The sequence below is a fragment of the Streptomyces sp. NPDC001868 genome, assembly GCF_040297125.1.
Taxonomy (GTDB): Bacteria; Actinomycetota; Actinomycetes; order Streptomycetales; family Streptomycetaceae; genus Streptomyces.
In genome coordinates, this window is sequence record NZ_JBEOYO010000005.1 from 98981 (window position 1) to 122309 (window position 23329).

Annotated in this window: 18 protein-coding genes and 1 pseudogene; 10 read left to right on the plus strand and 9 right to left on the minus strand. The window is 71.8% G+C overall.

What is annotated here, in order from left to right; genetic code table 11:
• Positions 1 to 527 precede the first annotated feature (527 nt).
• Positions 528 to 884, minus strand: a pseudogene (locus ABT147_RS08295) (response regulator transcription factor); the annotation flags it as partial.
• Between the two features lie 287 nt (positions 885 to 1171).
• Here ABT147_RS08295 and ABT147_RS08300 point away from each other — a divergent pair.
• The 3 genes from ABT147_RS08300 to ABT147_RS08310 all read left to right on the plus strand — a co-directional run bounded on the left by ABT147_RS08300 (position 1172) and on the right by ABT147_RS08310 (position 5107).
• Positions 1172 to 1780 (plus strand): carbonic anhydrase, encoded by a 609-nt coding sequence (locus tag ABT147_RS08300; RefSeq protein ID WP_351403429.1) that lies wholly within the window; start codon positions 1172 to 1174, stop codon positions 1778 to 1780.
• 155 nt (positions 1781 to 1935) lie between these two features.
• On the plus strand, positions 1936 to 3726 hold the full coding sequence (locus ABT147_RS08305; protein WP_502983058.1) for a SulP family inorganic anion transporter: 1791 nt from the start codon (positions 1936 to 1938) through the stop codon (positions 3724 to 3726).
• 448 nt (positions 3727 to 4174) lie between these two features.
• On the plus strand, positions 4175 to 5107 hold the full coding sequence (locus ABT147_RS08310) for an oxidoreductase (RefSeq protein WP_351403431.1): 933 nt from the start codon (positions 4175 to 4177) through the stop codon (positions 5105 to 5107).
• A gap of 145 nt (positions 5108 to 5252) precedes the next feature.
• Here the strand turns inward: ABT147_RS08310 and nirD are convergent, their stop codons facing one another.
• Genes nirD through ABT147_RS08325 form a run of 3 tightly spaced genes read right to left on the minus strand, consistent with a single transcriptional unit; the run spans position 5253 to position 9430 of the window.
• A complete protein-coding gene (nirD, locus tag ABT147_RS08315; RefSeq protein ID WP_351403432.1) occupies positions 5253 to 5603 on the minus strand; it encodes a nitrite reductase small subunit NirD in 351 nt (116 codons plus the stop codon).
• Positions 5600 to 8212: a nitrite reductase large subunit NirB gene (nirB, locus tag ABT147_RS08320; RefSeq protein ID WP_351403433.1), complete on the minus strand. Its 2613-nt coding sequence runs from the start codon at positions 8210 to 8212 to the stop codon at positions 5600 to 5602. The genes nirD and nirB overlap by 4 nt, the downstream gene beginning before the upstream one ends.
• Positions 8213 to 9430: an NAD(P)/FAD-dependent oxidoreductase gene (locus ABT147_RS08325; protein ID WP_351403435.1), complete on the minus strand. Its 1218-nt coding sequence runs from the start codon at positions 9428 to 9430 to the stop codon at positions 8213 to 8215.
• A 382-nt stretch (positions 9431 to 9812) separates the two neighbouring features.
• Here ABT147_RS08325 and ABT147_RS08330 point away from each other — a divergent pair, with 382 nt between their 5' ends.
• Entirely contained in the window at positions 9813 to 10601 is a 789-nt protein-coding gene (locus ABT147_RS08330) for a sulfite exporter TauE/SafE family protein (protein WP_351403436.1), read from the plus strand.
• Positions 10602 to 10725: 124 nt separating this feature from the next.
• Here ABT147_RS08330 and ABT147_RS08335 read toward each other — a convergent pair whose 3' ends face one another.
• Complete coding sequence (locus ABT147_RS08335) at positions 10726 to 11436, minus strand: class F sortase (protein ID WP_351403437.1); 711 nt, start codon at positions 11434 to 11436, stop codon at positions 10726 to 10728.
• 202 nt (positions 11437 to 11638) lie between these two features.
• Positions 11639 to 12169, minus strand: coding sequence for a GVDTG sorting domain-containing protein (locus tag ABT147_RS08340; RefSeq protein WP_351403438.1), 531 nt, complete (start codon positions 12167 to 12169; stop codon positions 11639 to 11641).
• A 287-nt stretch (positions 12170 to 12456) separates the two neighbouring features.
• On the opposite strand from ABT147_RS08340, the gene ABT147_RS08345 reads away from it, so the two are divergent.
• On the plus strand, positions 12457 to 13074 hold the full coding sequence (locus ABT147_RS08345) for an NADPH-dependent FMN reductase (protein ID WP_351403439.1): 618 nt from the start codon (positions 12457 to 12459) through the stop codon (positions 13072 to 13074).
• A gap of 361 nt (positions 13075 to 13435) precedes the next feature.
• Here ABT147_RS08345 and ABT147_RS08350 read toward each other — a convergent pair whose 3' ends face one another.
• Positions 13436 to 15229 carry a sigma-70 family RNA polymerase sigma factor gene (locus ABT147_RS08350; protein ID WP_351403440.1) on the minus strand — a complete coding sequence of 598 codons (1794 nt, stop codon included), beginning with the start codon at positions 15227 to 15229 and terminating at the stop codon, positions 13436 to 13438.
• A 321-nt stretch (positions 15230 to 15550) separates the two neighbouring features.
• On the opposite strand from ABT147_RS08350, the gene ABT147_RS08355 reads away from it, so the two are divergent.
• From ABT147_RS08355 to ABT147_RS08370, 4 genes are read left to right on the plus strand one after another with little or no spacing between them, the layout of a single operon-like run.
• Positions 15551 to 15991, plus strand: a complete 441-nt coding sequence (locus ABT147_RS08355; RefSeq protein WP_351403618.1) for an SsgA family sporulation/cell division regulator — start codon at positions 15551 to 15553, stop codon at positions 15989 to 15991.
• Positions 15992 to 16050: 59 nt separating this feature from the next.
• Positions 16051 to 17244, plus strand: coding sequence for a permease (locus tag ABT147_RS08360; RefSeq protein WP_502983050.1), 1194 nt, complete (start codon positions 16051 to 16053; stop codon positions 17242 to 17244).
• Positions 17241 to 18110 (plus strand): TIGR03943 family putative permease subunit, encoded by an 870-nt coding sequence (locus ABT147_RS08365; RefSeq protein ID WP_351403443.1) that lies wholly within the window; start codon positions 17241 to 17243, stop codon positions 18108 to 18110. The genes ABT147_RS08360 and ABT147_RS08365 overlap by 4 nt, the downstream gene beginning before the upstream one ends.
• Before the next feature lie 20 nt (positions 18111 to 18130).
• A complete protein-coding gene (locus ABT147_RS08370; RefSeq protein WP_351403444.1) occupies positions 18131 to 18592 on the plus strand; it encodes a hypothetical protein in 462 nt (153 codons plus the stop codon).
• 136 nt (positions 18593 to 18728) lie between these two features.
• On the opposite strand, the gene ABT147_RS08375 is transcribed toward ABT147_RS08370, so the two are convergent.
• Entirely contained in the window at positions 18729 to 20372 is a 1644-nt protein-coding gene (locus ABT147_RS08375; RefSeq protein WP_351403445.1) for a M4 family metallopeptidase, read from the minus strand.
• A gap of 179 nt (positions 20373 to 20551) precedes the next feature.
• Between ABT147_RS08375 and ABT147_RS08380 the strand changes: the two genes are divergently transcribed.
• Positions 20552 to 20968 (plus strand): gamma-glutamylcyclotransferase family protein, encoded by a 417-nt coding sequence (locus ABT147_RS08380; RefSeq protein WP_351403446.1) that lies wholly within the window; start codon positions 20552 to 20554, stop codon positions 20966 to 20968.
• A gap of 104 nt (positions 20969 to 21072) precedes the next feature.
• Here ABT147_RS08380 and ABT147_RS08385 read toward each other — a convergent pair whose 3' ends face one another.
• Entirely contained in the window at positions 21073 to 23307 is a 2235-nt protein-coding gene (locus ABT147_RS08385; protein WP_351403448.1) for a glycoside hydrolase family 36 protein, read from the minus strand.
• Positions 23308 to 23329 lie beyond the last annotated feature (22 nt).

The following is a 23329-nucleotide window of genomic DNA, read 5'->3' on the forward strand; positions in this document are numbered from 1 at the left end:
CCGGTCCTACGGGCGCGCCCGTCCCCGGCGCCCGCACCCTCGTCGCCGACACGGCTTGAGCTCTCGGCCGCGAAGTCGCTCGCCACCGCGAAATCGACCCCGGCCCCACGAGCGTTCCCGGCCCCGTGAGCATTGCCGGTCCTGTGAGCATTGCCGGCCCCGAAGTCGCTCGCGGCTGAGAAGTCGCTCTCAGCTCCGAAGTCGGTTCCGAAGCCGGCCCCGAGACCCCGCCCGGACCGACCCCCGGGACCGGCGCCGCCCTCCCCGGTGGTCGAATCCCACTGGCTCACCAACTCCTCTGCGGACGAGTCCCGTTGGGCGTACGCCTCACTCCCGGCGCCGACGCCGACACCGGCGTCAGCACTGGCACCGAAACCGACACCCGCACCGTCCCCGACCCCGGCCCTCGCCCTGAAGTCGTCCCCGACCCCGGCCCTCATCCCGAAGCCGCCCCCGACCCCCCTCTCGACGCCTTCCTCAGCCACCACGACCCCGGCGACCACCCCGGCCGCGACCCCGCCCCCCGGTCGCAGATGGCGTCGGGACACGGCCCGTATCCGGGCGACCAGTTCGCGGATGCTGAATGGTTTCGCCAGGTAGTCGTCGGCGCCGAGTTCGAGGCCCAGGACACGGTCGGCCTCCTCGCCGCGCGCGCTGAGGATGATGATGGGGACGTCGGAGGTCCGGCGGATGCCGCGGCAGACGTCGATGCCGTCCATGTCGGGCAGACCGAGATCCAGCAGGACGACATCGCCGTGCGGACCTCTCAACCCGTCCGCGCCGGTGGCCACGTGGTGGACCGTCAGGCCGAAGTGCCTCAGCCCGTCGGCGAGCGGTTCGGCGATCGTCTCGTCGTCCTCGATGAGCAGCACTCGTACGCCCATGGCCGCCTGTCTCTCCAAGAAGTCGGGACAACACGAGACCCGTGCTGTGGGGCGTCACGCTACAAGAGACCGAACAAGAACGTGCAAGGAATCCGGAGCATTGTGAAATGACCCTCAGAAACCGCTTGTATTCGGTCGCCCGACCTGCGGTGAAGGGGTGTCTGGCCGAAATCTGTGGAAAACCTGGCGCCGCTTTAGTGTTCTCTTAACCTTCCTCTGGTCATCGCCGTCCTACGGTCGTCCCAGCTGGTCGTTCTGGCTGGTCGGAACCGCTTCAGGGAGGCAGGATGAAGGCGTTGCTGGATCGCGCCCGGTCGTTCAAGCGACGGGTCGACTTCGAGAGCGATGAATACCGGAAACTCGCCGTCGGGCAATTTCCCGAGGCGCTGTTCATTACCTGCTCGGACTCGCGGGTGATTCCCGCCCTGATCACCGGGGCGCGGCCCGGCGAGATATTCGAGCTGCGAAATGCGGGCAACATCGTGCCGCCGCACGACGCGTACGGGGCCGCCTCCGGTGAGGCCGCCACCATCGAGTACGCGCTGGAGGTGCTCGGCGTTCAGGACCTCGTGGTGTGTGGTCATTCCCACTGCGGTGCGATGGGCGCGCTGAAGCACGGTGCCGACCTGTCCGGCCTGCCCAGGGTGGACGCCTGGCTCGACTACGCCCGGCCCGCGCTCGAACCGGTGCTCGGCGGTGACGGCGGTGACCCCGCCCTGCGCGAGGTCGTCCAGCTCAACATCCGCAACCAGCTCGCCGTCCTGCGCGACTACCCCGTCGCCCGACAGCAACTCGACGCCGGGCGGCTCCGGTTGCACGGCTGGTACTACGAGATCGACACCGGCAAGGTCCATGAACTGGACGCGGACGGCGGCTTCCAGGTGCACGGTTCATGAGCGGCGCGCACGGACGACGGCATGCGGCGGGCGCCCGCAGGGCGGCGGTCGGCAACGGTCAGGCCGATACGACCGGCATGACGGACCGGTTCTGGAGCACGTCCACGTCCACGTCCACCCCCACCCCCACACCTACACCTACGCCTACGCCGGCCATGCCGGGCTATGCCCCCGACGTGCGCGAGTTCGCGGGTGGTTCACCGGAACCGAACGTCGGCCCCAAGGACTCCGGTGGCGGTGCGCCGCGCGGCCGTATCGACTTCGCCACCGAGATCACCGCGTCCCTCGTCGTCTTCCTCGTCGCGCTGCCGCTCTGTATCGGTGTGGCCGTGGCCTCCGGTGTGCCGGCCGAACTGGGCATCATCTCCGGGGTGATCGGCGGTCTGGTCGTCGGCGCGGTGCGCGGCAGCACCCTCCAGGTCAGCGGCCCGGCGGCCGGTCTCGCGGCGCTCGTCGCGGAGACGGTCATGGAGTTCGGCGTCGCGATGCTCGGCGTGATCGTCCTCTTCTCCGGCATCCTCCAGATCGTGCTGGGCCTGGTGAAACTGGGCCGGATGTTCCAGGCGATCTCCCTCGCCGTCGTGCAGGGCATGCTCGCGGGCATCGGACTGCCGCTGATGTTCAGCCAGCTGTACCCGATGTCCGACTCCAAGGCGCCGGGCACGCCCCTGGAGAACATGGCGGGCGTCCCCGGGCTGATCGCCGACACCGTGACGAACCCTCAGGCGCTGATCGCGGCCGGGCTCGGGATCGTCACGATCGTGCTGAGCTTCCTGTGGAAGCAGGTGCCGGGGCCGGTCAGGAAGGTCCCGGCCGCGCTCGTGGCCGTCGGGATCGGGATCGCGGTCGCCTCGCTGCCGGGCGTCGAGGTGAAGACGCTCCAGGTCGGGAATCTGCTGGCGTCCGTGGACGTACCCGGGGCCGAGCAGCTGTCCGGGCTGGCCGACGCCGGGATCATCACGGCGATCCTCACGTTCACCGTGATCGCGTCGGCGGAGAGCCTGTTCACCGCCGCCGCCGTGGACCGGATGCACAACGGCCCGCGCACCCGCTACAACACCGAGCTGATCGCCCAGGGCGCGGGCAACACGATCGCCGGCGTCCTCGGCGCACTGCCCATCACGGCGGTCGTCGCGCGCAGCTCGGCGAACGTCCAGGCCGGCGCCAAGACCCGCCTCTCCCGTACGCTGCACGGCCTCTGGCTGCTCGCCTTCGCGCTGCTGCTGCCGCAGGTGCTGGCGCTGATCCCGATCTCGGTGCTCGCGGGTGTCCTCGTGCACAGCGGGTGGAAACTGTTCGCGCCGGACGAGTTCCCGAAGATGTGGCGGCAGGACCGGGGCGAGTTCGCGGTCATGACGCTGACGACGCTGGTCATCACGGTGACCGCGCTGCTCGAAGGGGTGCTGTTCGGGCTGGCGGCGGGGGTGGTGCTGGCCGCGCTGCGGATGTCGCAGACCGTCGTCCGGCAGCACATCGAGGACGACACGGCGAAGGTCGTCATGGCGGGCAACGCGACGTTTCTGCGGCTGCCGAAGCTGATCGACGCGCTGGAGGGCGCGGCGGCCTCCGGCAAGCCGCGCATCCGGCTCGATCTGCTCGGGGTGACCCATCTCGACCATGCCTGCCGCAGCCAGGTCGAGGAGTTCGTGGCGCAGCAGCGGGGGGCTGGGTTGCGGGTGGAGTTGTTGATGCCGGATCTGACGGACACCGGCACGAGGGTGCCTGCGGCGGCTGAGCCGGTGTCTGTGCCTGAGCCGGTGTCTGTGCCTGAGCCGGTGTCTGTGCCTGAGCCGGATGTGGGGATGGCGGCGGCGGAGGTGTGGGACTACGCGACGGTCGGTACGGCGGCGGTGGGGGGTATGGGGCCGATGCCTCCCGGGGGTGGGCCCGGCCCCACGGCGGAGTGGTTCTACCTCGACACCCGCCCCATGCCAGGACAGGAGTAGCCGGGTGGGGTTCGTTGTCGGCCGCGGGCCCGGTGGGGCTTCTCGCGCAGTTCCCCGCGCCCCTAAAGATTCAGGCCCCTGCGGGCCTGAAAGACCACGCCCCGCCGGCCTGAAAGGCGACGGGCCGGTGGGCCTGGAAGGTGACGGGCCGGTGGGCCTGAAGGCGACGGGCCGGTGGGCTTGAAAGGTGACGGGCCGGTGGGCCTGAAGGCGGCAGGCCGTGGGCTTGAAAGGCGGCGGGCTGGTGGGCCTGAAGGCGGCAGGCCGGTGGGCATGGAAGGTGACGGGGTTGCGGGTCTGGAAAGCATGGGGCGTAGCCCCTGTTTTTCAGGGGCGCGGGGAACTGCGCGGCCAGCCCCCACGCACCCGCGGCCGTCACACCTCCCGCAACACCCCCGGCGGGACTACGCTGAGAACGGCTGACGAACCCTTCGGGAAGGCGGCGCTCATGGCAACCTGGAACGTCGGCGACATCCCCGATCAGCGTGGCCGCACGGCCGTCGTGACCGGTGCCAACAGCGGCATCGGATACGCCGCGGCCCGCGCACTGGCCCACCGCGGCGCCCACGTGATCCTCGCCTGCCGCAGCCCGGAGCGGGGCGCCGCCGCACTGGAGCGGATGAGTTCCGAAGTCCCGGACGGAAGCGTCGAGTTGATCCGACTCGACCTCGGAGACCTGAACTCCGTCCGGGACTTCGCGGAGACGTACACACACGCGAGCGACCGGCTGGACCTGCTGGTCAACAACGCGGGCGTGATGGCCGTGGCCCAGAGCCGCACGGCCGACGGCTTCGAGACGCAGTTCGGGATCAACCACCTCGGCCACTTCGCCCTCACCGGCCTGCTCCTGCCGCTGCTCCTCGCCACCCCCGGGGCCCGCGTCGTGACCGTCTCCAGCGGTATGCACCTACGGGCGAACATCGACATCGACGACCTCAACAGCGAGCGGAAGTACGGGCGTTGGCTCGCCTACGGCCGCTCCAAGACCGCGAATCTGCTCTTCACCCACGAGCTGGCCCGCCGACTGGCGGCGAATGGCTCGCAGATCGTCGCCGCCGCCGCTCACCCCGGCTACGCGGCGACCAACCTCCAGACGGCCGGCCCCTCCGCCGAGGGCCGCAAGGGCGTCGAGCGCTTCATGCGCGTCGGCAACCGCCTCTTCGCCCAGTCCGCCGCATCCGGCGCCCTGCCCACGCTGTACGCGGCGACCGCCCCCGGCGTACGCCCCGACTCCTTCATCGGCCCGTCCTTCGCGATGTGGCGCGGCGCCCCGGGACCGTCCACCCGAGCCCCCTGGACGCTCAACGACCAGGCGGGCGAACGCCTTTGGACCGCCTCGGAGCGGCTCACCGGAATCACGTACGACGAGCTGAAGACCTGACGCCCGGCCACGGCCACGAGGCCACGACCGCGCCCCCGCCCACCCGCACGAACAGGCGCGTGGCACGCGAACCGCACCCTCATGCGGCCCGCGCGCCACGCGCACGTACGTGTCGGCTCAGCGCCGCCGGCTCAGCGGCGCCACGTCACGAAGCCCGCACCTCGTACGTCGTGATCCGTACCGTCTCGTCGTCCAGGCACTGCCCGCTCTCCAGGTCGAAGCGCTGCTTCAGGAGGGGGGAGGCGACGAACGGGCGGCCCTGGTGGCTGCCGGTGAGGCCGCGGGAGAGGACGGCGGCGCCACCGAACGGGTCGCGGTTGTCGATGGCGTACAGCTTGCCCGCGCGGTCGAGGAACAGCGCGGCCTGGTTGCCGTCGGGGAGCAGGGCGGCCACGCCGCGGCCCGGGATCAGCAGGGCCAGGTCGCAGACCGTGAACCAGCCGTCCGCCAGCCGCAGCTGGACCTTCACATCGGTTTTCTCGGGAGCGAGAGTCATCGCTGGGCGCTTCCTTCCAGGACTTCTTCGGTGGCGGCGGGCCGCAGACCGATGGACAGCAGCGGCAGGTCGGGCTTGATCTGGTCGCGCTCGGGCACGAATCCGACGACCGGGTCCGGGGTGTCGGGGGCGTTGACGAAGGACACGAACCGGGCGAGCTTCTCGGGGTCGTTGATGGTGGAGGCCCACTCGTCGGCGTAGTTCGCGACATGCGCCGTCATCAGGGACTCCAACTCCTCGCAGATACCGAGGGAGTCCTCCACGACCACGTCCCGGATGTGGTCCAGGCCGCCGGGAATCCGCTCCAGCCATGTGGACGTGCGCTCCAGGCGGTCCGCCGTGCGGATGTAGAACATCAGGAAACGGTCGATCAGCTTGATCAGTTGGGCGTCGTCGAGGTCCTGGGCCAGCAGGTCCGCGTGGCGCGGGGTCGCGCCGCCGTTGCCGCCGACGTACAGGTTCCAGCCGTTCGACGTCGCGATGATGCCGAAGTCCTTCGACTGGGCCTCGGCGCACTCACGGGCGCACCCGGAGACCGCCGACTTGAGCTTGTGCGGCGACCTGAGCCCCCGGTAGCGCAGCTCCAGGTCGATGGCCATCCGGACCGAGTCCTGGACGCCGTAGCGGCACCAGGTCTGGCCGACGCAGGACTTCACCGTACGCAGGGACTTGCCGTAGGCGTGCCCTGACTCGAAGCCGGCGTCCACCAACCGGGCCCAGATGATGGGGAGTTGCTCGACGCGTGCGCCGAACATGTCGATCCGCTGGCCGCCGGTGATCTTCGTGTAGAGGCCGAAGTCGCGGGCGATCTCACCGATCACGATCAGGCCCTCGGGGGTGATCTCACCGCCGGGGATGCGCGGGACGACCGAGTACGAGCCGTTCTTCTGGAGGTTGGCCAGGAAGTGGTCGTTGCTGTCCTGCAGCGCCGCCTGCTCGCCCTCCAGGACGTAGCCGCTGGCGCCGATGGTCGGGGCGAGGGAGGCGATGATCGAGCCGACGGCCGGCTTGCAGATCTCGCAGCCGTCGCCGCCCTTGGCGCCGTCGCGGCCGTAGCGGTCCAGCAGGTCCTGGTACGTGTTGATGCGCAGGGCGAGGACGATCTCGTACAGCTCCTCGCGGGTCTGCGAGAAGCAGCCGCACAGGCCCTTGTCGACGACGACACCGCTGGCCTCCAGCTCGGCGGTGACGAGCTGGCCGAGGACCTTGACGCAACTGCCGCAGCCCGTACCGGCCTTGGTGCACTTCTTGACCTCGGGCACGGTGGTGCACTGGTGGTCGGTGACCGCGCCGCGGATCGCGCCCTTGGAGACGTTGTGGCAGGAGCAGATGATCGCCTCGTCCGGCAGCGCGGATGGGCCGAGCTGCGCGCCGCCGCCGGAGCCCGCCGGGAGGACCAGGGACTCGGGGGAGACCGGCGGGACGGAGCCGGTGAAGGCCCGCAGTGTGCCGTACGCCTCCGCGTCGCCGACCAGGATGCCGCCGAGCAGCTCGCCGTCGCGGCCGATGACCAGCTTCTTGTAGACGCCCGAGCGGGAGTCGGAGTACACGACGTCCAGGCAGTCGGCGGTCGCGCCGTGCGCGTCACCGAAGGAGGCGACGTCCACGCCCAGCAGCTTCAGCTTCGTGGACATGTCGGCGCCGGTGAACGAGGCCTCGTCCGCCGCGATGGTGGCCGCGGCCGTCTCCGCCTGCTCGTACCCGGGGGCCACCAGGCCGTACACCCGGCCGTCGGAGGCCAGCGCGCACTCGCCGATCGCGAAGACGTGCGGGTCGTTGGCCGTACGGCACTGCTCGTCGACGGCGATGCCGCCGCGCTCGCCGACCGTCAGACCGCAGTCGCGGGCCAGCTGGTCGCGGGGGCGGACACCGGCGGAGAACACCACCAGGTCGGTGCTGAGTTCGGAGCCGTCGGACAGCTTCATACCGGTGACGGCACCGGCCTCGTCGACCACGATCTCCTGCGTGCCGACGCCCGTGTGCACGGACAGGCCCATGTCCTCGATGGTGCGCAGCAGGGCCGCGCCACCGCCGTCGTCGACCTGCACCGGCATCAGCCGGGGCGCGAACTCCACGATGTGGGAGGTGAGTCCGAGGCCCTTCAGCGCCCCGGCCGCCTCCAGTCCGAGCAGACCGCCGCCGACGACGGCACCGACCTCGGCCGTCTTCGCGTACTCCTCGATCGCGAGCAGGTCCTCGATCGTGCGGTAGACGAAGCAGCCGGTGGCGTCCTTGTTCGGGACGGGCGGCACGAAGGGGTACGAGCCGGTGGCGAGGACGAGGGTGTCGTACTCGAAGACCTGCCCGGAACGCGCGGTGACCTTCTTGGCCTCGCGGTCGATGGTCTCCGCCGGGTCACCGACGAACAGCTCGATGCCGTGCGTCTCGATGAACTCCATGTCGGTCATCGACAGGTCCTCGGGCGTCTTGCCCGCGAAGTACGAGGTGAGCGCCACCCGGTCGTACGCGGGGCGGGGCTCCTCGCACAGCACGACCACGCGGTGTGTGGCGGTCAGGCCGCGCTCGGCGAGCGCTTCGAGGAAGCGCTGGCCGACCATGCCGTGGCCGACGAGCACGATCGTGGGGGTGGCCCCCAGGGTGGCGGACATTCAGGAGCCTCCATCGTTGGTGAGCAGGTGGAGCAGGGGAGCGCCGTTCGCGGGGAGCGGCTCCGCTCCCTCCCAGGCGCGGGCGAGCGCGCCCACGGTGCCGAGTTCGCCGACGAGCACACCGCCGACCAGCCGGTCGTCGCGGACGACGACCTTGCGGTAGGTGCCTCGGGTGGCGTCGGTGAGCTGGATGACGTCGTCACCGGGCCGGGGCTCGGGCTCGCCGAACGCGGCGAGGTCGAGGAAGTCCGCCCCGGCGAGCGTCAGCCGGGTCAGCGCGCGGGTGCCGGTGTAACGGGAGTCGGCGTCCCCGGCGATCAACTCGGCGAGTATGTCGGCCTGTTCGAGCGCCGGGGTGGCGAGCCCGTACACCGTGCCCTCGAACTGGGCGCAGTCGCCGATGGCGTGGATGCGCGGGTCGGAGCTGCGCAGCTCCTCGTCGACGATGACGCCCTTGTGCACCGCGAGCCCCGCCTCCTGGGCGAGACCGACACGCGGGTGGACCCCGCAGGCGATGACGACCAGGTCCGCGTCGAGCGCGTACCCGTCGGCCATCTCCACGGACCGTACGGTCCCGCCGACGCTGCGCACCGCCCGTACCCGGGTCTCGGTGTGTACCTCGACGCCGAGGTCGGTGAGATGCCGGCGGACCAACTTCGAGGCGGACGGGTCGAGTTGACGTTCCATCAGGCGCTCGCCCTGCTGGGCGAGGACCACCTGGGCGCCGCGCAGGGCGAGTGCGCGGGTGGCGGAGACCCCGAGGAGCCCGCCGCCGATGACGACGGCCCGCACCCCCGGCCGTACCGCCTCCGAAAGACGCAGGCAGTCGTCCATGGTCCGGAAGGCGTGCACCCCGTCGGGGAACTCGTGCCGCTCCGGGTCCCAGAGGCCGCGCAGCGGCGGCAGCACCGGGTTCGAGCCGGTCGCGAGGACCAGCCGGTCGTACGCGATCTCCGTACCGTCCGCGAGATGTACGGCTCGCATCTCGCGGTCGATACGGACCACCCGGCCGCGCGTCAGCTCGGCCGGCGCGGGCAACGCGATGACCTCGGGCGCGTACCGCCCGGCCAGGACCTCGGCGAGCAGCACCCGGTTGTACGGTGTGTGCTCCTCCTCGCCCACCAGCGTGGCGGGCATGCCGAGCTCTCCGAGCCGCCGGGCGAGACGTACGCCCGCGAGGCCGGAGCCGATCACCACCACACGCTCATTCGAGGTCATGTCCTTGAGCGTGCGGTGCCGGTGTTACCCGACCGCATCGCATCTGTTTCCCACGAGGAACGCTGCCCTCCCTGTGGCCCCCAGGGGAGTGTGAGGGGTTTCCGGAAGAGCGGGGTGGGGTGTGAGGACACCCCGGATCACGCTGCTGACCTGGCGATACGAGGCCCGCGCGGGCGTATACGGGAGGGCGGGCGAGGGCGCGGGGAGCGACGAGCGCGCCGGGGCGCGTACGGCGAGGGGTGGGGCAGGTCACCTCGGGCGGGCGCCGGGGCCGCAGGTTGGGGGTGGGCGCGGGGCGGCGGTGAGCGACGGCGGCACCGAACCTCAGAAGATCCTCAGGTCGATGGACGGCACACCTATCCCACCCCATAGGGTCGCGATCATGCCCGACATATCGCTGACCATGGTCGTTCTCCTCTGCCTCGCCGCCCTCGCGGCCGGCTGGATCGACGCCGTGGTGGGCGGCGGCGGGCTCCTGCTCCTCCCGACCCTCCTCCTGGGCCTGCCGAACGGCGCCTCGGCCGCGCAGTACGCGCTCGGCACCAACAAGGCGGTCGCCATCGTCGGCACGACGGGCGCGGCGGTGACGTACGCCCGCCGCACCCCCGTCGACGTCAAGATCGCCGTACGGATCGGTCTGGCCGCGCTCGCGGGATCCACGGCCGGCGCGTTCGTGGCCGCCGGCATGAGCACCGAGATCCTGAAGCCGGTGGTCATGGTCGTCCTGCTCGGCGTGGGCGCCTTCGTGATCCTGCGCCCCTCCTTCGGCACGACGGCCCCCGCCACGGGCCCCGTCTCCGCGCGCCGCGTTCTCGCCGCGATCGGCCTCGCGGGCGTCGGCATCGGCTTCTACGACGGTCTCATCGGCCCCGGCACCGGTACGTTCCTGGTCCTCGCCCTGACCGCCGTCCTCCACCTCGACCTGGTCACCGCCTCCGCCACCGCCAAGATCGTCAACTGCTGCACCAACGCCGGTGCCCTCGCCACGTTCGCCTGGAAGGGCACGGTGTACTGGCAGTTGGCGGCGCTGATGGCGGTCTTCAACCTGGTCGGCGGGACCGTGGGTGCGCGGACCGCGCTGAAGAAGGGCAGCGGGTTCGTGCGGGTGGTGCTGCTGACGGTGGTGTTCACGCTGGTGGCGAAGATGGGGTACGAGCAGTGGGTGGCGTGAGCCGGGGCGTGAGCGGGAGCGGGGGGTTCGGTTGTTCGGCGGGTGCGGGTCCGGTGAGGGCTGGTCGCGCAGTTCCCCGCGCCCCTGAGAAGCGGGGGCTGCGCCCCTTGCTGCTCAGGGGGGATCAGCTGACGCGGCTGCCCGTGAGGTGTGCGAAGACGACCACGTTGCCCTGGTAGCCGGTCGACCTCGAATATCCGCCGCCGCAGGTGATGACCCGCAACTCCGGCCTCGCCGCCGCCCCGTACACCTTCTCGTCGGGGAAGTCCCGGGCGTCGTACACCTCCACCGCGTCCACCGTGAACACCGCGACCCCGCCGTCCCGCCGGTCCACCTCGATGGTGGCGCCCCGCTTCAGCGCGCCGAGGGCGAAGAAGACGGCCGGACCGTCGGCGTTGTCCACATGCCCCGCGACGATCGAGGTGCCCCGCTCACCCGGCGTGGTGCCGGCCTCGTACCAGCCCGCGAGGTTCTCCTTCTCGGCGGGCGGGACATCGAGACTGCCGGCGGCCGTGAGGCCGAGCCCCATGAGCGGCGCGTCCACGCGGAGGGAGGGGATACGGATCCGGTCGGGCGGAGAGGGCGGCAGCGGGGCGGCGGCGGACCCGTCGACTCCGGGGACACCCGATGAACTCGACGAACTCGACGAACTCGACGGACTTGAGGACCCATTCGACGCGCTCGGTTCCTGGGACGTACCGGAACGGATATGTGCCTGTGCGGCCGACGGCTGCGGTGGCGCGTGCGACGCGGTGCCGCTGCGCAGCAGCCACGCGCCGGAACAGAGGGCGACCACGGTGACCCCGGCTATGACGGCGTTGGCGAGCCGACGCACGAAACCTCCTCTCGGGCCGTACGGGGGAGCGGAGGCCGCGCCGTACGGGCCGTGCAGGGCGGGACACTCCCCGGTCCCTACTCTCTTCTCTCTCGTCTTTCTCTCCCTCCCCTTGTTCCTCCCCTCCGGGCCGCGAGGGGCGTCGGGTCCGGAGGGGAGGAGGGGACGGCGGTACCGGCGGACGGACGGCGGAGGGTGTCCGTCAGATCCCGTCGCCTCTCGCCCGGCGATGCAGGAGCCAGGTACCGCCCGCGGCGGCGACGGCCAGAGCCGCCACGCCCGCCGCGGTCTGCACGGGGTCGGGACCGAGTGCGCCACCGACCCCCGTCTTCACACTTCCTCTCGGATACGTCGGCGGCGCGGTGTGCGTGCCGGTGAGCGAGACCACGAGGTCGCCGGTGACCCGGCGGCCTCCGTCGGCGCAGGTCGCGGCGATCTCGTACGTCCCCGGCTGCGCGCTCGGCGGCACCTCGAACCGTCCGTCGAGCCGCCCCTGGCCCTCGCCGGGTGCCAGCGAGAAGGAGGCGGCGCCGACCGCGCTGGCGTCCCCTGTCGCCGTACCGTCCGCGCCGCAGGCCGCCGTACGGACGGTGACCTCGTCGCCGGGTGTGACACCCGTGGGGGACAGTTCGAGTCGCCCGGTGCCCTCGCCGCCGTGGGCGGGGGCGGCGGGGAGGGCCGCGAAGGCGAGGGCGAGCGCGGTTACGGTCAGCGGCCGGGCGGTACGTCGCATCGTGCGCTCCTCCGAGAGTCCTCCGTTCTCTTCCGAGGTAAGGGGCACATCGGCGTCGGCGCTTCCTGAGGGGGCGTCAGAAATGCCGTGAACAGGTGTCGGGGAGGTGGGGGCGGAGGCCGGAGGGGGAGGTGTTTGGGCAGGTCAGCGGGGTGGGGGTGGGGGTGGCGGAGAGGGGAACGGGTTGGGTGGGCGGCGGGGGTGTGAACGGGTGACCGGGGTGGTGGTGCGGGCGGTCGTGGATACGGCTTGACCTCAAGTCAGGTCGAGGTACGAGGGTGGTCGCCATGAAGACCGCTATGGAACCCCAAGCGCACACAGCCCCCTCCTCCGCCGTCCCGGTCAGGGTGACGCTGGTCATCGGCAGCAACCGCACCGGACGTTTCGGCTCGGTGGTCGCCGAGTGGCTGCTCGGCCGGGTGCGGGAGCACGACGGCTTCGAGGTCGACGTGGTGGATGTCGCCGAGGCCGACCTGCCGACGACGTTCGCCACGACCCCGGAGGCGACGGAGCGGCTGGCCGAGATCACGCCGAAGCTGGCGGCGGCCGAGGCGTTCATCGTGTTGACCCCCGAGTACAACCACTCGTATCCGGCGGCCCTCAAGAACCTCATCGACTGGCACTTCCATGAATGGCGTGCCAAGCCGGTCGCGCTCGTCTCCTACGGCGGCATGTCGGGCGGCCTGCGGGCGGCGGAACACCTCCGGCAGGTCTTCGCCGAACTCCACGCCACCACCGTCCGCGACACGGTCTCCTTCCACAACGCCCACGCCTCCTTCGACGAGACCGGCCACCTCAAGGACCCGACCGCCCCGAACACCGCGACCCGGTTGATGCTGGACCAACTGTCCTGGTGGGCCCAGGCCTTGCGCGAGGCGAAGAGGAGGAGGCCGTACGGGGGTTGATGGGTGGGGGTGTGGGGGGTGCGTGAGGTGTGAGGTCGGGTGCGGGTGGTGTGTGGTTGCTCGCGCAGTTCCCCGCGCCCCTAAAAACGTCAGGCCCTGCGGGCCTGAGGGACGGTCGGGTGGGCCGGGAAACGGTGAGCCGGGTGGGCTGAGAAGCCGAGCGGGGCGTAGCCCTCGCTCGGCTGCTCAGGGGCGCGGGGAACTGCGCGAGCAACCACACGCGACCCGCACCCGCCAACCCACCGAACCCCCCGAGCCATAAGGCGCCCAAGGGGGTCGAAGGGGCACAGCCCCTGGGGGATGGGACGGGTAGGGGCGGCGGGGGCGAGAAAACCCGCGACCACCCACCGCCATCCCAACGTCAGCAACCGCCTCCCGGCCCCCCGGACCCAGGCTGCTCCGGACCCTCCGGCACCGGCTCCACCGGAGGCACAGGCACCTCCGGCACCGGCTCAACCACCTCCGGCGGACCAGGAACCTCCTCCACAGGAGCCCCTTCTCCCGGAGGCACCTCCTCGACAGGAGCCTCCTCCACGGGAGCCTCCTCGACAGGAGCCTCCTCCACGGGAGCCTCCTCGACAGGAGCCTCCTCCACGGGCACAGGCACCTCACCGACAGGAACCTCAACTACCGGCTCGTCAACCACCGGCTCGTCAACCACCGGCTCCTCAACCCCAGGCTCCACAACCCCGGGTTCCTCCACCACAGGCGTCTCACCCCCCGGCTCCTCCACCACCGGGTATCCGCTACCGGGCTCCTCCACCCCGGGCTCCTCCATCCCGGGCTCCTCCACCCCGGGCTCGTCCACCCCGGGCTCCTCCACCCCGGGTTCTACAACCCCCGGCGCCTCAACCCCAGGCTCCACACCCCCCGGCGTATCCACCGCCGGAACATCCACCCCCGACCCCACGTCATCGCTTCCCCCCGCCCCCCGAACCCCCGGCTCCGCCACGGCCCCACCATCACCCGCGTCCCGAACCACCCCACTGCCGCGCCCCTCCGAACCCGGCACAGTCGAGGCACCCCCCACCCCACCCACATCCCGGGGCGAGAGCAGGGCGTGCGTGACCGCGCCCCGGCGTTCGTCGATCTCGGGGGCACGGGCGTCGGGGACGCGCGCCTCGGGCCGAGCCGGCGCCGGCGCCTCGGCGACCGGCACCCGCTGGGGCGGCGCCGTCCCCGAGTCGAGCGGCCCAAGAATGACCCCGGCGACGACGGCGGCAGCCACCGCGGCCGCCCCGACGGCAACGACCGCGGGCACCTTCGCCCCGCCCGCTCCCCCCGTCGCGGCCTGCCGCACGGCATGCAGCAGTTGCCCACCCCCGAGGCCACCGGCCCCACCGGCTCCACCCGCCCCACCGAGCACGGCGGCCGTACCGGCGGACCCCGCCGTGAGGGAGAGCAGCAGCTTGCCCCCGCCCCCACCCACGACGAACACCAGCAGCGCCGGCCCGACGAGCGCGGGCAGCCGGTCGTTCGTGCGCATCAGGACCGCGAGCCGCGCCCGGCAGTCGTCGCACGCGTCCACATGGCTGAGCAGTTGCTCGGACTGCCGCGAGGTGGCCGTACCGCGCACATACGCCGGCATACGCCCCCACCGCACCTGGCACGCCGGATCGACCGGCGCCCCGGGCTGCTCGCGCAGGAACGCCTGGCGCATCCCCTCACGCGCCCGGTGCAACAGCACCGCCGTCGCGCCCTGCTTGGCGCCGATGCGCTGCCCGACCGCCTCCAGTGGCTGCCCCTCCGCCTCGGCCAGCCACAGCGCCCGTACCCACCGCTCGGGCAGCTGGCCCAGCACCCGCACCAACAGATCGACGGAGGACACCTGTTCGGCGGGGTCGGCGGACTCGGCCACCCGGACGTCGGCCTCGACCCGCTCGGGGGCCGTCGGATCCAGCGGTGTCTCCCGCGGGGCGGTGCCCACCGCCGCCGCGAGATGGCGCACGGTCGTCGTCAGGTACGCCGGCACGTTGTCGATCTCGTGCCCCGCCGACAGCCGCCGCCACACGCGGAAGTGCGCCTCGGCGACGAGGTCCTCGGCGGTCCAGGAGTTCCTCGTGAGGGAACGCGCGTACGCGACGAGACGCGGGTGCTGTTCCTCGTAGATCCGGGTGTACGCGGCGGTCGCGGACCCGGACAGGCCGTCGGTCATGGCGGGAACGCTCTCCAGTCGCCTGCTGATGGGTGGGATGAGGACGATTTTGTATGCCGAGATGACAAAAATCTCAAGTAATCACACAAAGTGACACGCGTCACAGCGGGTAACTTCGAAAACGGCGTAATACATGGGGTCGTGGCGCGGTCGAGAGGGTGTGTCGTCCGAAGAGGCATCCGAAGAGGCATCCGAAGAAGCATCCGAAGAAGCATCTGACGAACACACGAACCCGCAGCATCCGAGCATCCGAAGAGCCTGAACCACATGAAGAAGTCGAAGCGCCCGAAGTTCCTGCAGCGCCCGAACTGGAGACCGCTCATGCACCCCGCGCAGCCCACCCGGCCCACGCCCCCCGCCCTCGAACAACGCGCCCGCGCCCGCCTGATCACCCCCGACTACGAGGAGGTCCAGGTACGCACCACCCTGCGCTACACCCCCGCCGACCCCCTCGCCGTGCACATCCACTTCCCGGCCGGCGCCTCCACCGACGCCACCGACGTGACATGGACGTTCGCCCGCACCCTGCTGGCGGAGGGGCTGACCACCCCGGCCGGGATCGGCGACGTACATCTGTGGCCCTGCGGCCCCGCCCACACCGTCGTGGAGCTCCACTCGCCGCACGGCATGGCCATGATCCGCTTCGACACGTCCTCGCTCCGCCGCTTCCTGAACCGCTCGTACGCCGTCGTCGCCCTCGGCGGCGAGGACCTGGAACCGGCGCTCGACGACGGCCTCGCCTCCCTGTTGGGCGGGGTCTGACACGGCCGCCCGGAGCGCCCGCTATGTTCGACCCGATCAGCCGGATACTCGGAGTTGGCATGCAGAAGACAGATGAACCGGCCGAAGGGGCGGTGACGGCCGCGTCGGAAGAGACGGCGACGGAGCCGGAGATACCCGTGGTGGTCCACGAGGCCACCCGCCACCAGGCCACCCGTCACCAGGGCGCCCGTCACCAGGGCACCCTCCGTCGGGCCACCCGCCCCGGCGCGCAGCACGACCTCGGCCCCGACCTGGATCCCGACCCGGACCTGGACCCCGACCCCGACGCCGACCACAGCTGGCCCCGTCACTGGCCCCTGCTGCTCGTCGGCGCGGCCGTCGTCCCCGGCGTCCTGCTGTTCGCCCTGGGGCGGTGGATGGAGGAACCGGCCGTGCAGGCGTGGCGGACGGTGTGTCTCTCCATCACCGTGCAGGCGCTGCCGTTCCTGTTGCTCGGTACGGCCCTGTCGGGTGCCATCAACGCGTTCGTACCGGCACGGGTCTTCACCCGGGCGCTGCCCCGCAGGCCGGCGCTCGCGGTCCCGGTCGCCGGTGCCGCCGGGGTGATCCTGCCCGGCTGCGAGTGCGCGTCGGTGCCGGTCGCGCACAGCCTGATCCGCCGGGGTGTCAACCCGGCCGCGGCCTTCGCGTTCCTGCTCTCCGCCCCCGCCATCAACCCGATCGTCCTGACCGCCACGGCCATCGCCTTCCCCGGCAGCCCCGAAATGGTGCTGGCCCGGCTGCTCGCCTCCCTCGTCACCGCCGCCGCGATGGGCTGGCTGTGGCTCTGGCTGGGGCGCGCGGAGTGGCTCAAGCCGGTCGCGCGCCACACGGGACACCGGCCGGGGCACAGCCGTTGGCACGAGTTCCGGACCGGTTTCCAGCACGACTTCCTGCACGCGGGCGGCTTCCTCGTCGTCGGCGCGATGGCCGCGGCCACCTTCAACGTGCTCGTCCCGCGCACCGTGCTCGACACCTTCGCCGACTCGCCCTGGCTGTCGGTGCTGTTCCTCGCCGCGCTCGCCATCCTGCTCTCGGTGTGCTCCGAGGCCGACGCCTTCGTCGCCGCGTCCCTCACCGGCTTCTCACCCACCGCGCGGTTGACGTTCATGGTGGTGGGACCCATGGTCGACCTGAAGCTGATCGCCCTCCAGACGGGCACCTTCGGCCGGGCCTTCGCGGTCCGCTTCTCCGCCGCGACCGTCGTCGTCGCGATCCTGTGCAGCGTCGTGATCGGAGCCGTACTGCTGTGAAACGCCCCCTCCAGGCAGTCCTGCTCCTCCTCAGCGGCCTCGGCCTCCTCCACGCCACCGTCCTCACCGACCACTACCTCCGCTACGTCAAGGAGGGCATGCACCCCCTCCTCGTCGCCTCGGGCGTACTGCTGCTCGTACTGGGCGCGGCGGAGGCATGGTCACTGTGGAGACGGTCCGGGACAGACGAACGCGACAGCCACGGCGACCAAGACGGCCACGGCGACCAAGACAGCGACGGCGACCACGGTGACCACGACAGCCACGGCGGGCATGACCACTCCACCCCGCCCCGGGTCGCCTGGCTCCTGCTCCTCCCCGCCCTGAGCCTGCTCTTCTACGCCCCGCCGGCCATCGGCGCGTACACGGCCTCCCGCGAGGCCCCGAAGGCGGTGACCCTCACCGACCAGGACGACTTCGACCCCCTGCCGACGACCTCACCCCTGCCGATGACCCTCACCGACTTCACCCGCCGCGTACAGCAGGACCGCGACCGGGCCATCGACGGCCGTACCGTCCAACTGACCGGTTTCGTCACCCCCGACCAGGCGGCCTCCGGCAAGGACGGCGACGACGGCGACAACAGCGAGAGCGGCGGCTACAACGGCGGCGACGCAACCCCCGGCTGGTACCTGACCCGCGTCATGTTCAGCTGCTGTGCCGCCGACGCCCAGTTCGTGAAGGTACGCGTCCACGGCACCCCGCCCCCGCCCGCCGACACCTGGGTCACCCTCACCGGCACCTGGCACCCCACCGGCACCCTCGGCACCAGCTCCGCCGAGGCCGCCCTCGACGCCCACGCCGTCAAGAAGATCAGCCGTCCGACCAACGGCTACACGGACGCCCTCCCGCTCACCGCACCCTGACCCCCGGGAACGCCGACACCATGCCTTCCGGATCCGCCTCCGCCGACCGTGGCGGGAACGAGACGATCACGTACAAGTCGGGGCTGCTCCAGTCCGTCCTGCCCGTCGCGCTGGGGTTCCTCGCCGGTACGGCGTTTCTGTACGCGGGCCTCGCCCTGACCTCCGACCCGATGGGAAGCGGCACGCTGCGGCAGTGCCTCACGGGGGCGTTGACGGCCACCGTGGTCGTCGCGGTGCTACGCCGCAACGACGAGATCACGCTGGCCGACGACGCCCTCGTGGTGCGCGGCACCCGGCGTAGGCGGATCCCCTGGACCGGCATCGAGCGCCTTGAGGTCCGCCGCGTCGTCGGCATACGCCAGATCACCGTCCACACCACGGACGGCCGCCGCGCCACGCTGCACACCCCGACATCCTTCGTCGACAAGGAGTTCGACCTGAAGGCCGAGACCCTCACCCGGTGGTGGCAGGCGCGACGCTGACGACCGAAGACCGGCGACCGGCGACCGGCGACCGGCGACCGGCGACCGGCGACCGGCGACCGGCGACCGACGACCGACGGTCGGCGACCGGCGACCGGAACGTCGTACGCCGGGCCGCGGTCAGCCCAGCCGCTCATCAGGTCACCGACACCGCACTCCACGCCGCCGCCACCGCGTCCCGCTCCGCGCTCCCCGACCCGTACAGATCCCGCGCCGCGTTCAGGGTCGCCGTACGCGCCCCCGCGTAGTCCGTGGACGAGGTCATGTAGACCGTCAGGGCCCGGTACCAGATCGCGCCCAGCCTGTCCTTGCCGATGCCGGTCACCGTCGACCCGTCGCAGGTGGTGCCGGAGTGCTCGACCCCGCCGATGGTCTTCGTGCCGCTGCCCTCGGCGAGGAGGTACGCGAAGTGGTTGGCGACGCCCGAGGAGTAGTGGACGTCCAGTTTCCCCACCGACGGACTCCAGCAGTCCACCGAGGAGCCGTCCTTGCTCGGCCGGTCCATGAACCTGAGCGCCGGCCTGCCGAGACCCGGGCGGACGATCTTCTCGCCGACGAGCCAGTCACCGGGGTCGGAGGCGTTGGCCGCGTGGAACTCGACCAGGGTGCCGAAGATGTCCGAGGTGGCTTCGTTGAGCCCGCCGGGCTCGCCCGAGTACGTCAGGTCGGCCGTGGCGGAGGTGACGCCGTGGCTCATCTCGTGGCCGGTCACGTCCAGCGAGACGAGCGGGCCGAGGAGGTTCCCGTCACCGTCGCCGTACGTCATACAGAAGCAACTGTCGTCCCAGAAGGCGTTGTTGTAGCCGTTGCCGTAGTGGACGCGGTTGTACGAGCCCCGGCCGTCGCCCGCGATGCCGTTCCGGCCGTGCACGTCCCGGTAGTAGTCCCAGGTGGTGTCGGTGCCGTACTGCGCGTCGACGGCGGCGGTGGCGCGGTCCGTCACCGTGCCCGTGCCCCAGTGGTTGTCGGCGTCCGTGAGGAGCGTCGCGGGCGCGCGCCGGACGCAGACGCCGAGGAGACAGAGGTCGGTCCGGTTCGCGGCATCACCGGTGTATGTGTCGCCGCGCGTGGGGTCCTTGAGCTGGTACGCCGACCCGGAGCGGGTCGTCTCCAACGGAACCGTGCCGCCGTACAGCGACCTGCCGTCGCCGGTCGCGGTCTCCAGCGCGTCCCAGGCGTCGATCCGCTTCCCCGTCGTGGCGTCCGTGATCACCGTACGGGCGACCGGGTTGCCGGCCTCGTCCCGGGCCAGCGCGTCCGTCCGCCAGGCCAGCTTCGGGGCGCCGTGCAGGGCGTCGACGACCAGCCGGGGCCGGGACGTCAGCTCGCGGAGCGTCTCCCCGACGTTCGCGGCGCGCAGCGCGGCGGCGGCGAGGTCGGCGGCCCTGGGCGCCTTGACGGCAGGGGTGACGGTGGGGAGGCCGATCTCGCGGGTCGTCGCCCGGCTCGCACCGCGGTACGCGCCACCGGGGTAGAGGTGGACGACGAAGTCCCCGCCCAGCACCGGGAGTTCGCGATATGTGCGGTCGTAACGGACATGCCGCGCCCCGTCCGCGTCCACGATCACGTCCCGTACGGTGGTGCCCTGGGCGGAGGTGAGCCCCAGGCTCGCCGCACGCTCCCGCAGGACGGCGGCGGCGTCGGCGATCGCCGTGTTCCGGGTCGGTCTGTCGGCGGCCCCCGCGGTGGGGGTGAGCGTCGCGGCCAGCAGCGCGGCGGCGGCGACGGCGATGCCGGTGGTGGCCGGGCGCGGGCGTCGGAGGTGCCGTATTCGGCTCATCTGTCTCCCAGGGACGGTGGTGGTCGGTGGGCCGACCACGGATGTCGTCAGATTTAAGTGGGCATGACAGATGGCGTCCAGCGTGTCGGCAGTGGGTTGTGTGAGGGGTGAGAATCGTTTCTGCAAAGGCCCGCACACGGCACATCCGGCCGCGTCCGACCCAGTTGGAGAGGAGAACGGTGCTCCCTTTCTTCGTCTACGGCACCCTCCGCCCCGGCGAGCCCAACCACGACCTCTTCCTGCGCGGCCGTACCCGCGCCGAGGAGCCGGCCAGGATGCCCGGCATGGTCCTGTACGACGGCCCCGGGTACCCGTACGCCGTGGAGGAGACCGGCGCGGACGGCGGCGTGGTGAGCGGCGAACTCGTCACCGCGCGACCCGAGTTCTACGCCGAACTCCTGCGCACCCTCGACGAGTTGGAGGAGTACGCCCCGGGTGACCCCGCGAACCTCTACGAGCGGGTGGAACGCGGGGCGGCCCTCGCCGACGGCACGGTCGTCCGGGCCTGGGTGTACGTCGCCGCCCCGACCGTCGCCGCCGGGCTGCGGGCGCGGGGGAAGCGGATCGAGGGCGGGGACTGGGGTAGGCGCGGCTGAGTCGTCCGCCGGCGGGGGTGCCGGTTCCGATCAGGGGGTGGGGGTGCTGTGCGATCCGGGCTGCGGGTTGCTTCGTGGCTGGTCGCGCAGTTCCCCGCGCCCCTTCAGGGCGCGGCTGTTGTGAGCCTCAGGAGTACGACCGACGGGGCTTCCGGCAGGCTCAGCCGGAGCTTCGAGCCGTCCCGCTCGGCTGTGGCCGTCGTCGTCCTCGGGTGCAGGATCTCCACCTGTACGTCGCCCATGTCGGCGTCGGGCAGGGCGAAGGACCGTTCGGTGTCGCCGCCCCGGCGCCAGACCGTCACATACGCCGGGGCTGTGCCCGCGACCGGCGGTCTCATGCCCAGGGCGATCCAGTCGTCCGTCCAGCCCGGCAGACCCAGGGGCCAGAAGGGCAGGGCGGTGCGCAGGTCCGCCCGGATGGACTTGTACGTCGTCAACGCGTCGCGGACCAGCCCGAGTTGATGATCCGTCATCTGGTCGAGGTGGCCGGAGAGATGGATACGGCCGAGGAGCGCGGAGCCGAGGGTGAAGGCGATCTCCGCGTCCGTGCAGGACGGTTGGGGGTAGGCCCAGACGGCGCCCTGTTCCGGGGGTACGGCGGTGGGAGCGGAGGCGGCGATGGGCGGGTAGCGCAGCGGATCCTGCTGGTCGGAGGTGGACTGGAGCTGGGCCACGGCCAGCGAGGCGCCGTCCATGCGCATGCCGCCGGAGGCGCAGTTCTCGATGACCAGGCCGGGGTGGCGGTCCAGGACCGAGGACAGCCAGGAGAGCCAGGCCCGGGAGTGGGCGAGGTGGGCCGGTGCCGTGGTGGTGATGTTGTAGTCGAGTTTCAGATAGCCGACGCCCCACTCGCCGACGAGGCGGTCGACCGTCCCGTCGAGGTGGGCGCGGGCCGCCGGATGGGTCAGGTCCAGCTGGTGGCGGCCCTGTTCGGTCACCCGGCTGCCGTCCTCGTGCCGCAGGAACGCCTCGGCGGGCAGTGCGCCGGCGAGGGGACTGCGGACCCCGATGACCTCCGGCTCCAGCCACAGCCCCGGCACCATCCCGCGCTCCCGGATCCGGTCGAGCACGACCCGGATGCCCCCGGGACCACCGTCCGGCCCACCACCGGGGAACCGCCGCGCCGACGGCAGCCACGCGCCGACACTGTCCCACCAGCCCCCGGGGGAGTCGGCGTTCTGGACGCCGCCACCCTCCCCGGGCTCCTGGTCCTCACCGCTCTCCCCGCGCTCCCGGCCCTCCCCGCTTCCCCCGTCCTCCCCGTCGTCGTACCACCCCGCGTCCACGCAGAAGTACTCCGCGCCCGCCTCCGCCGCCGCGTCGATCAGCGGCAGCAGTTTCTCCGTGGTCGGGTCGCCCATCAGGGTGTTCATGTAGTCGTTGAAGATCACCGGAAGCCGGGTCTGGTCCGGGTGCGGGCGGCGTACGGCGCGGCGGTAGGAGGTCAGGGCCGCCAGGGCGCCCTCGAAGCGGGTGCCGAGGGCGAGGGCGGCCCACTCGGTCGTGAACTCGGCGCCCGGCTCCAGGACCTCCCGCCACTGGTGCTCGTCGTGGGTCGGGCCGCCGAGCGCCAGATACGTCTGGCCCGCCGCCTCGCCGGCCTCCCAGACCCAGCTGGACGCCGACTCGATCTGCCACAGCCAGCTCCGCGCGTCCGTACGGTGCTGGAGCGCGCCCATCGCCAGATGCCCGTCGGTGGGCCAACTGCCGCGCCCGGCGAGGCGGGCCGCCGCGTGCCCGGCACCGCCGTGCGCCTCGTGGTTGATGTCGGGCACGGAGTCCCGCAGCGGCTCGGCGTACCAACGGCACTCCGCGAGCCAGTCGTTGCGTGCCCGGAGGACGGACAGCTCGTCGGGGGAGGGGAGTCCGCCGAGGAGCAGACTGCCGACGGAACGCACGGTGACCGTCCTGCTCCCGTCGTTGCGCAGCCGGACCCGGGAGCGCAGGACGGGGATGCCGTCAGGTGAGGCGTACTCGACGAAGGCGGTCAACCCGCTGGCCGCGTCGTGCAGTTCGAAGGTCAGCCGATGCCAGCCCTCGCCCTCGTACGTGGAGTGGTGCGCCCGGTATCTCAGTCGGCCGCCGATCGCCGTGCCGGTGAAGCGCGGCCTCGCCCAGCCGGTGCCCTCGCCGAGCAGGACCAGGTCGACCAGGGGCGGCGAGGGGTCGTTCTTGGCTTCCTCGGGCCCCGGTTCGGGTTCGCCGGGGCGGCGGACGCGCAGCAGGCGGGGTGTGTCGCCGCTCAGGTCGAAGTCGGCGGTCAGTGCGGAGTGGCCCCAGCGGTACGCGAGGCTCCACGGAAACGAGTCGGTCCACTGGTGACTGTCGTGCTGCGGCATGCGATCCCCCGGGTCGGCTGTA

Excerpts from the sequence above, each read along its gene's own strand:
- ABT147_RS08300 (WP_351403429.1), top strand. The coding sequence starts at position 1,172 with ATGAAGGCGTTGCTGGATCGCGCCCGGTCGTTCAAGCGACGGGTCGAC.
- ABT147_RS08305 (WP_502983058.1), top strand. The coding sequence starts at position 1,936 with ATGCCGGGCTATGCCCCCGACGTGCGCGAGTTCGCGGGTGGTTCACCG.
- ABT147_RS08310 (WP_351403431.1), top strand. The coding sequence starts at position 4,175 with ATGGCAACCTGGAACGTCGGCGACATCCCCGATCAGCGTGGCCGCACG.
- nirD (WP_351403432.1), bottom strand. The coding sequence starts at position 5,603 with ATGACTCTCGCTCCCGAGAAAACCGATGTGAAGGTCCAGCTGCGGCTG.
- nirB (WP_351403433.1), bottom strand. The coding sequence starts at position 8,212 with ATGTCCGCCACCCTGGGGGCCACCCCCACGATCGTGCTCGTCGGCCAC.
- ABT147_RS08325 (WP_351403435.1), bottom strand. The coding sequence starts at position 9,430 with ATGACCTCGAATGAGCGTGTGGTGGTGATCGGCTCCGGCCTCGCGGGC.
- ABT147_RS08330 (WP_351403436.1), top strand. The coding sequence starts at position 9,813 with ATGCCCGACATATCGCTGACCATGGTCGTTCTCCTCTGCCTCGCCGCC.
- ABT147_RS08340 (WP_351403438.1), bottom strand. The coding sequence starts at position 12,169 with ATGCGACGTACCGCCCGGCCGCTGACCGTAACCGCGCTCGCCCTCGCC.
- ABT147_RS08345 (WP_351403439.1), top strand. The coding sequence starts at position 12,457 with ATGAAGACCGCTATGGAACCCCAAGCGCACACAGCCCCCTCCTCCGCC.
- ABT147_RS08350 (WP_351403440.1), bottom strand. The coding sequence starts at position 15,229 with ATGACCGACGGCCTGTCCGGGTCCGCGACCGCCGCGTACACCCGGATC.
- ABT147_RS08355 (WP_351403618.1), top strand. The coding sequence starts at position 15,551 with ATGCACCCCGCGCAGCCCACCCGGCCCACGCCCCCCGCCCTCGAACAA.
- ABT147_RS08360 (WP_502983050.1), top strand. The coding sequence starts at position 16,051 with ATGCAGAAGACAGATGAACCGGCCGAAGGGGCGGTGACGGCCGCGTCG.
- ABT147_RS08370 (WP_351403444.1), top strand. The coding sequence starts at position 18,131 with ATGCCTTCCGGATCCGCCTCCGCCGACCGTGGCGGGAACGAGACGATC.
- ABT147_RS08375 (WP_351403445.1), bottom strand. The coding sequence starts at position 20,372 with ATGAGCCGAATACGGCACCTCCGACGCCCGCGCCCGGCCACCACCGGC.
- ABT147_RS08385 (WP_351403448.1), bottom strand. The coding sequence starts at position 23,307 with ATGCCGCAGCACGACAGTCACCAGTGGACCGACTCGTTTCCGTGGAGC.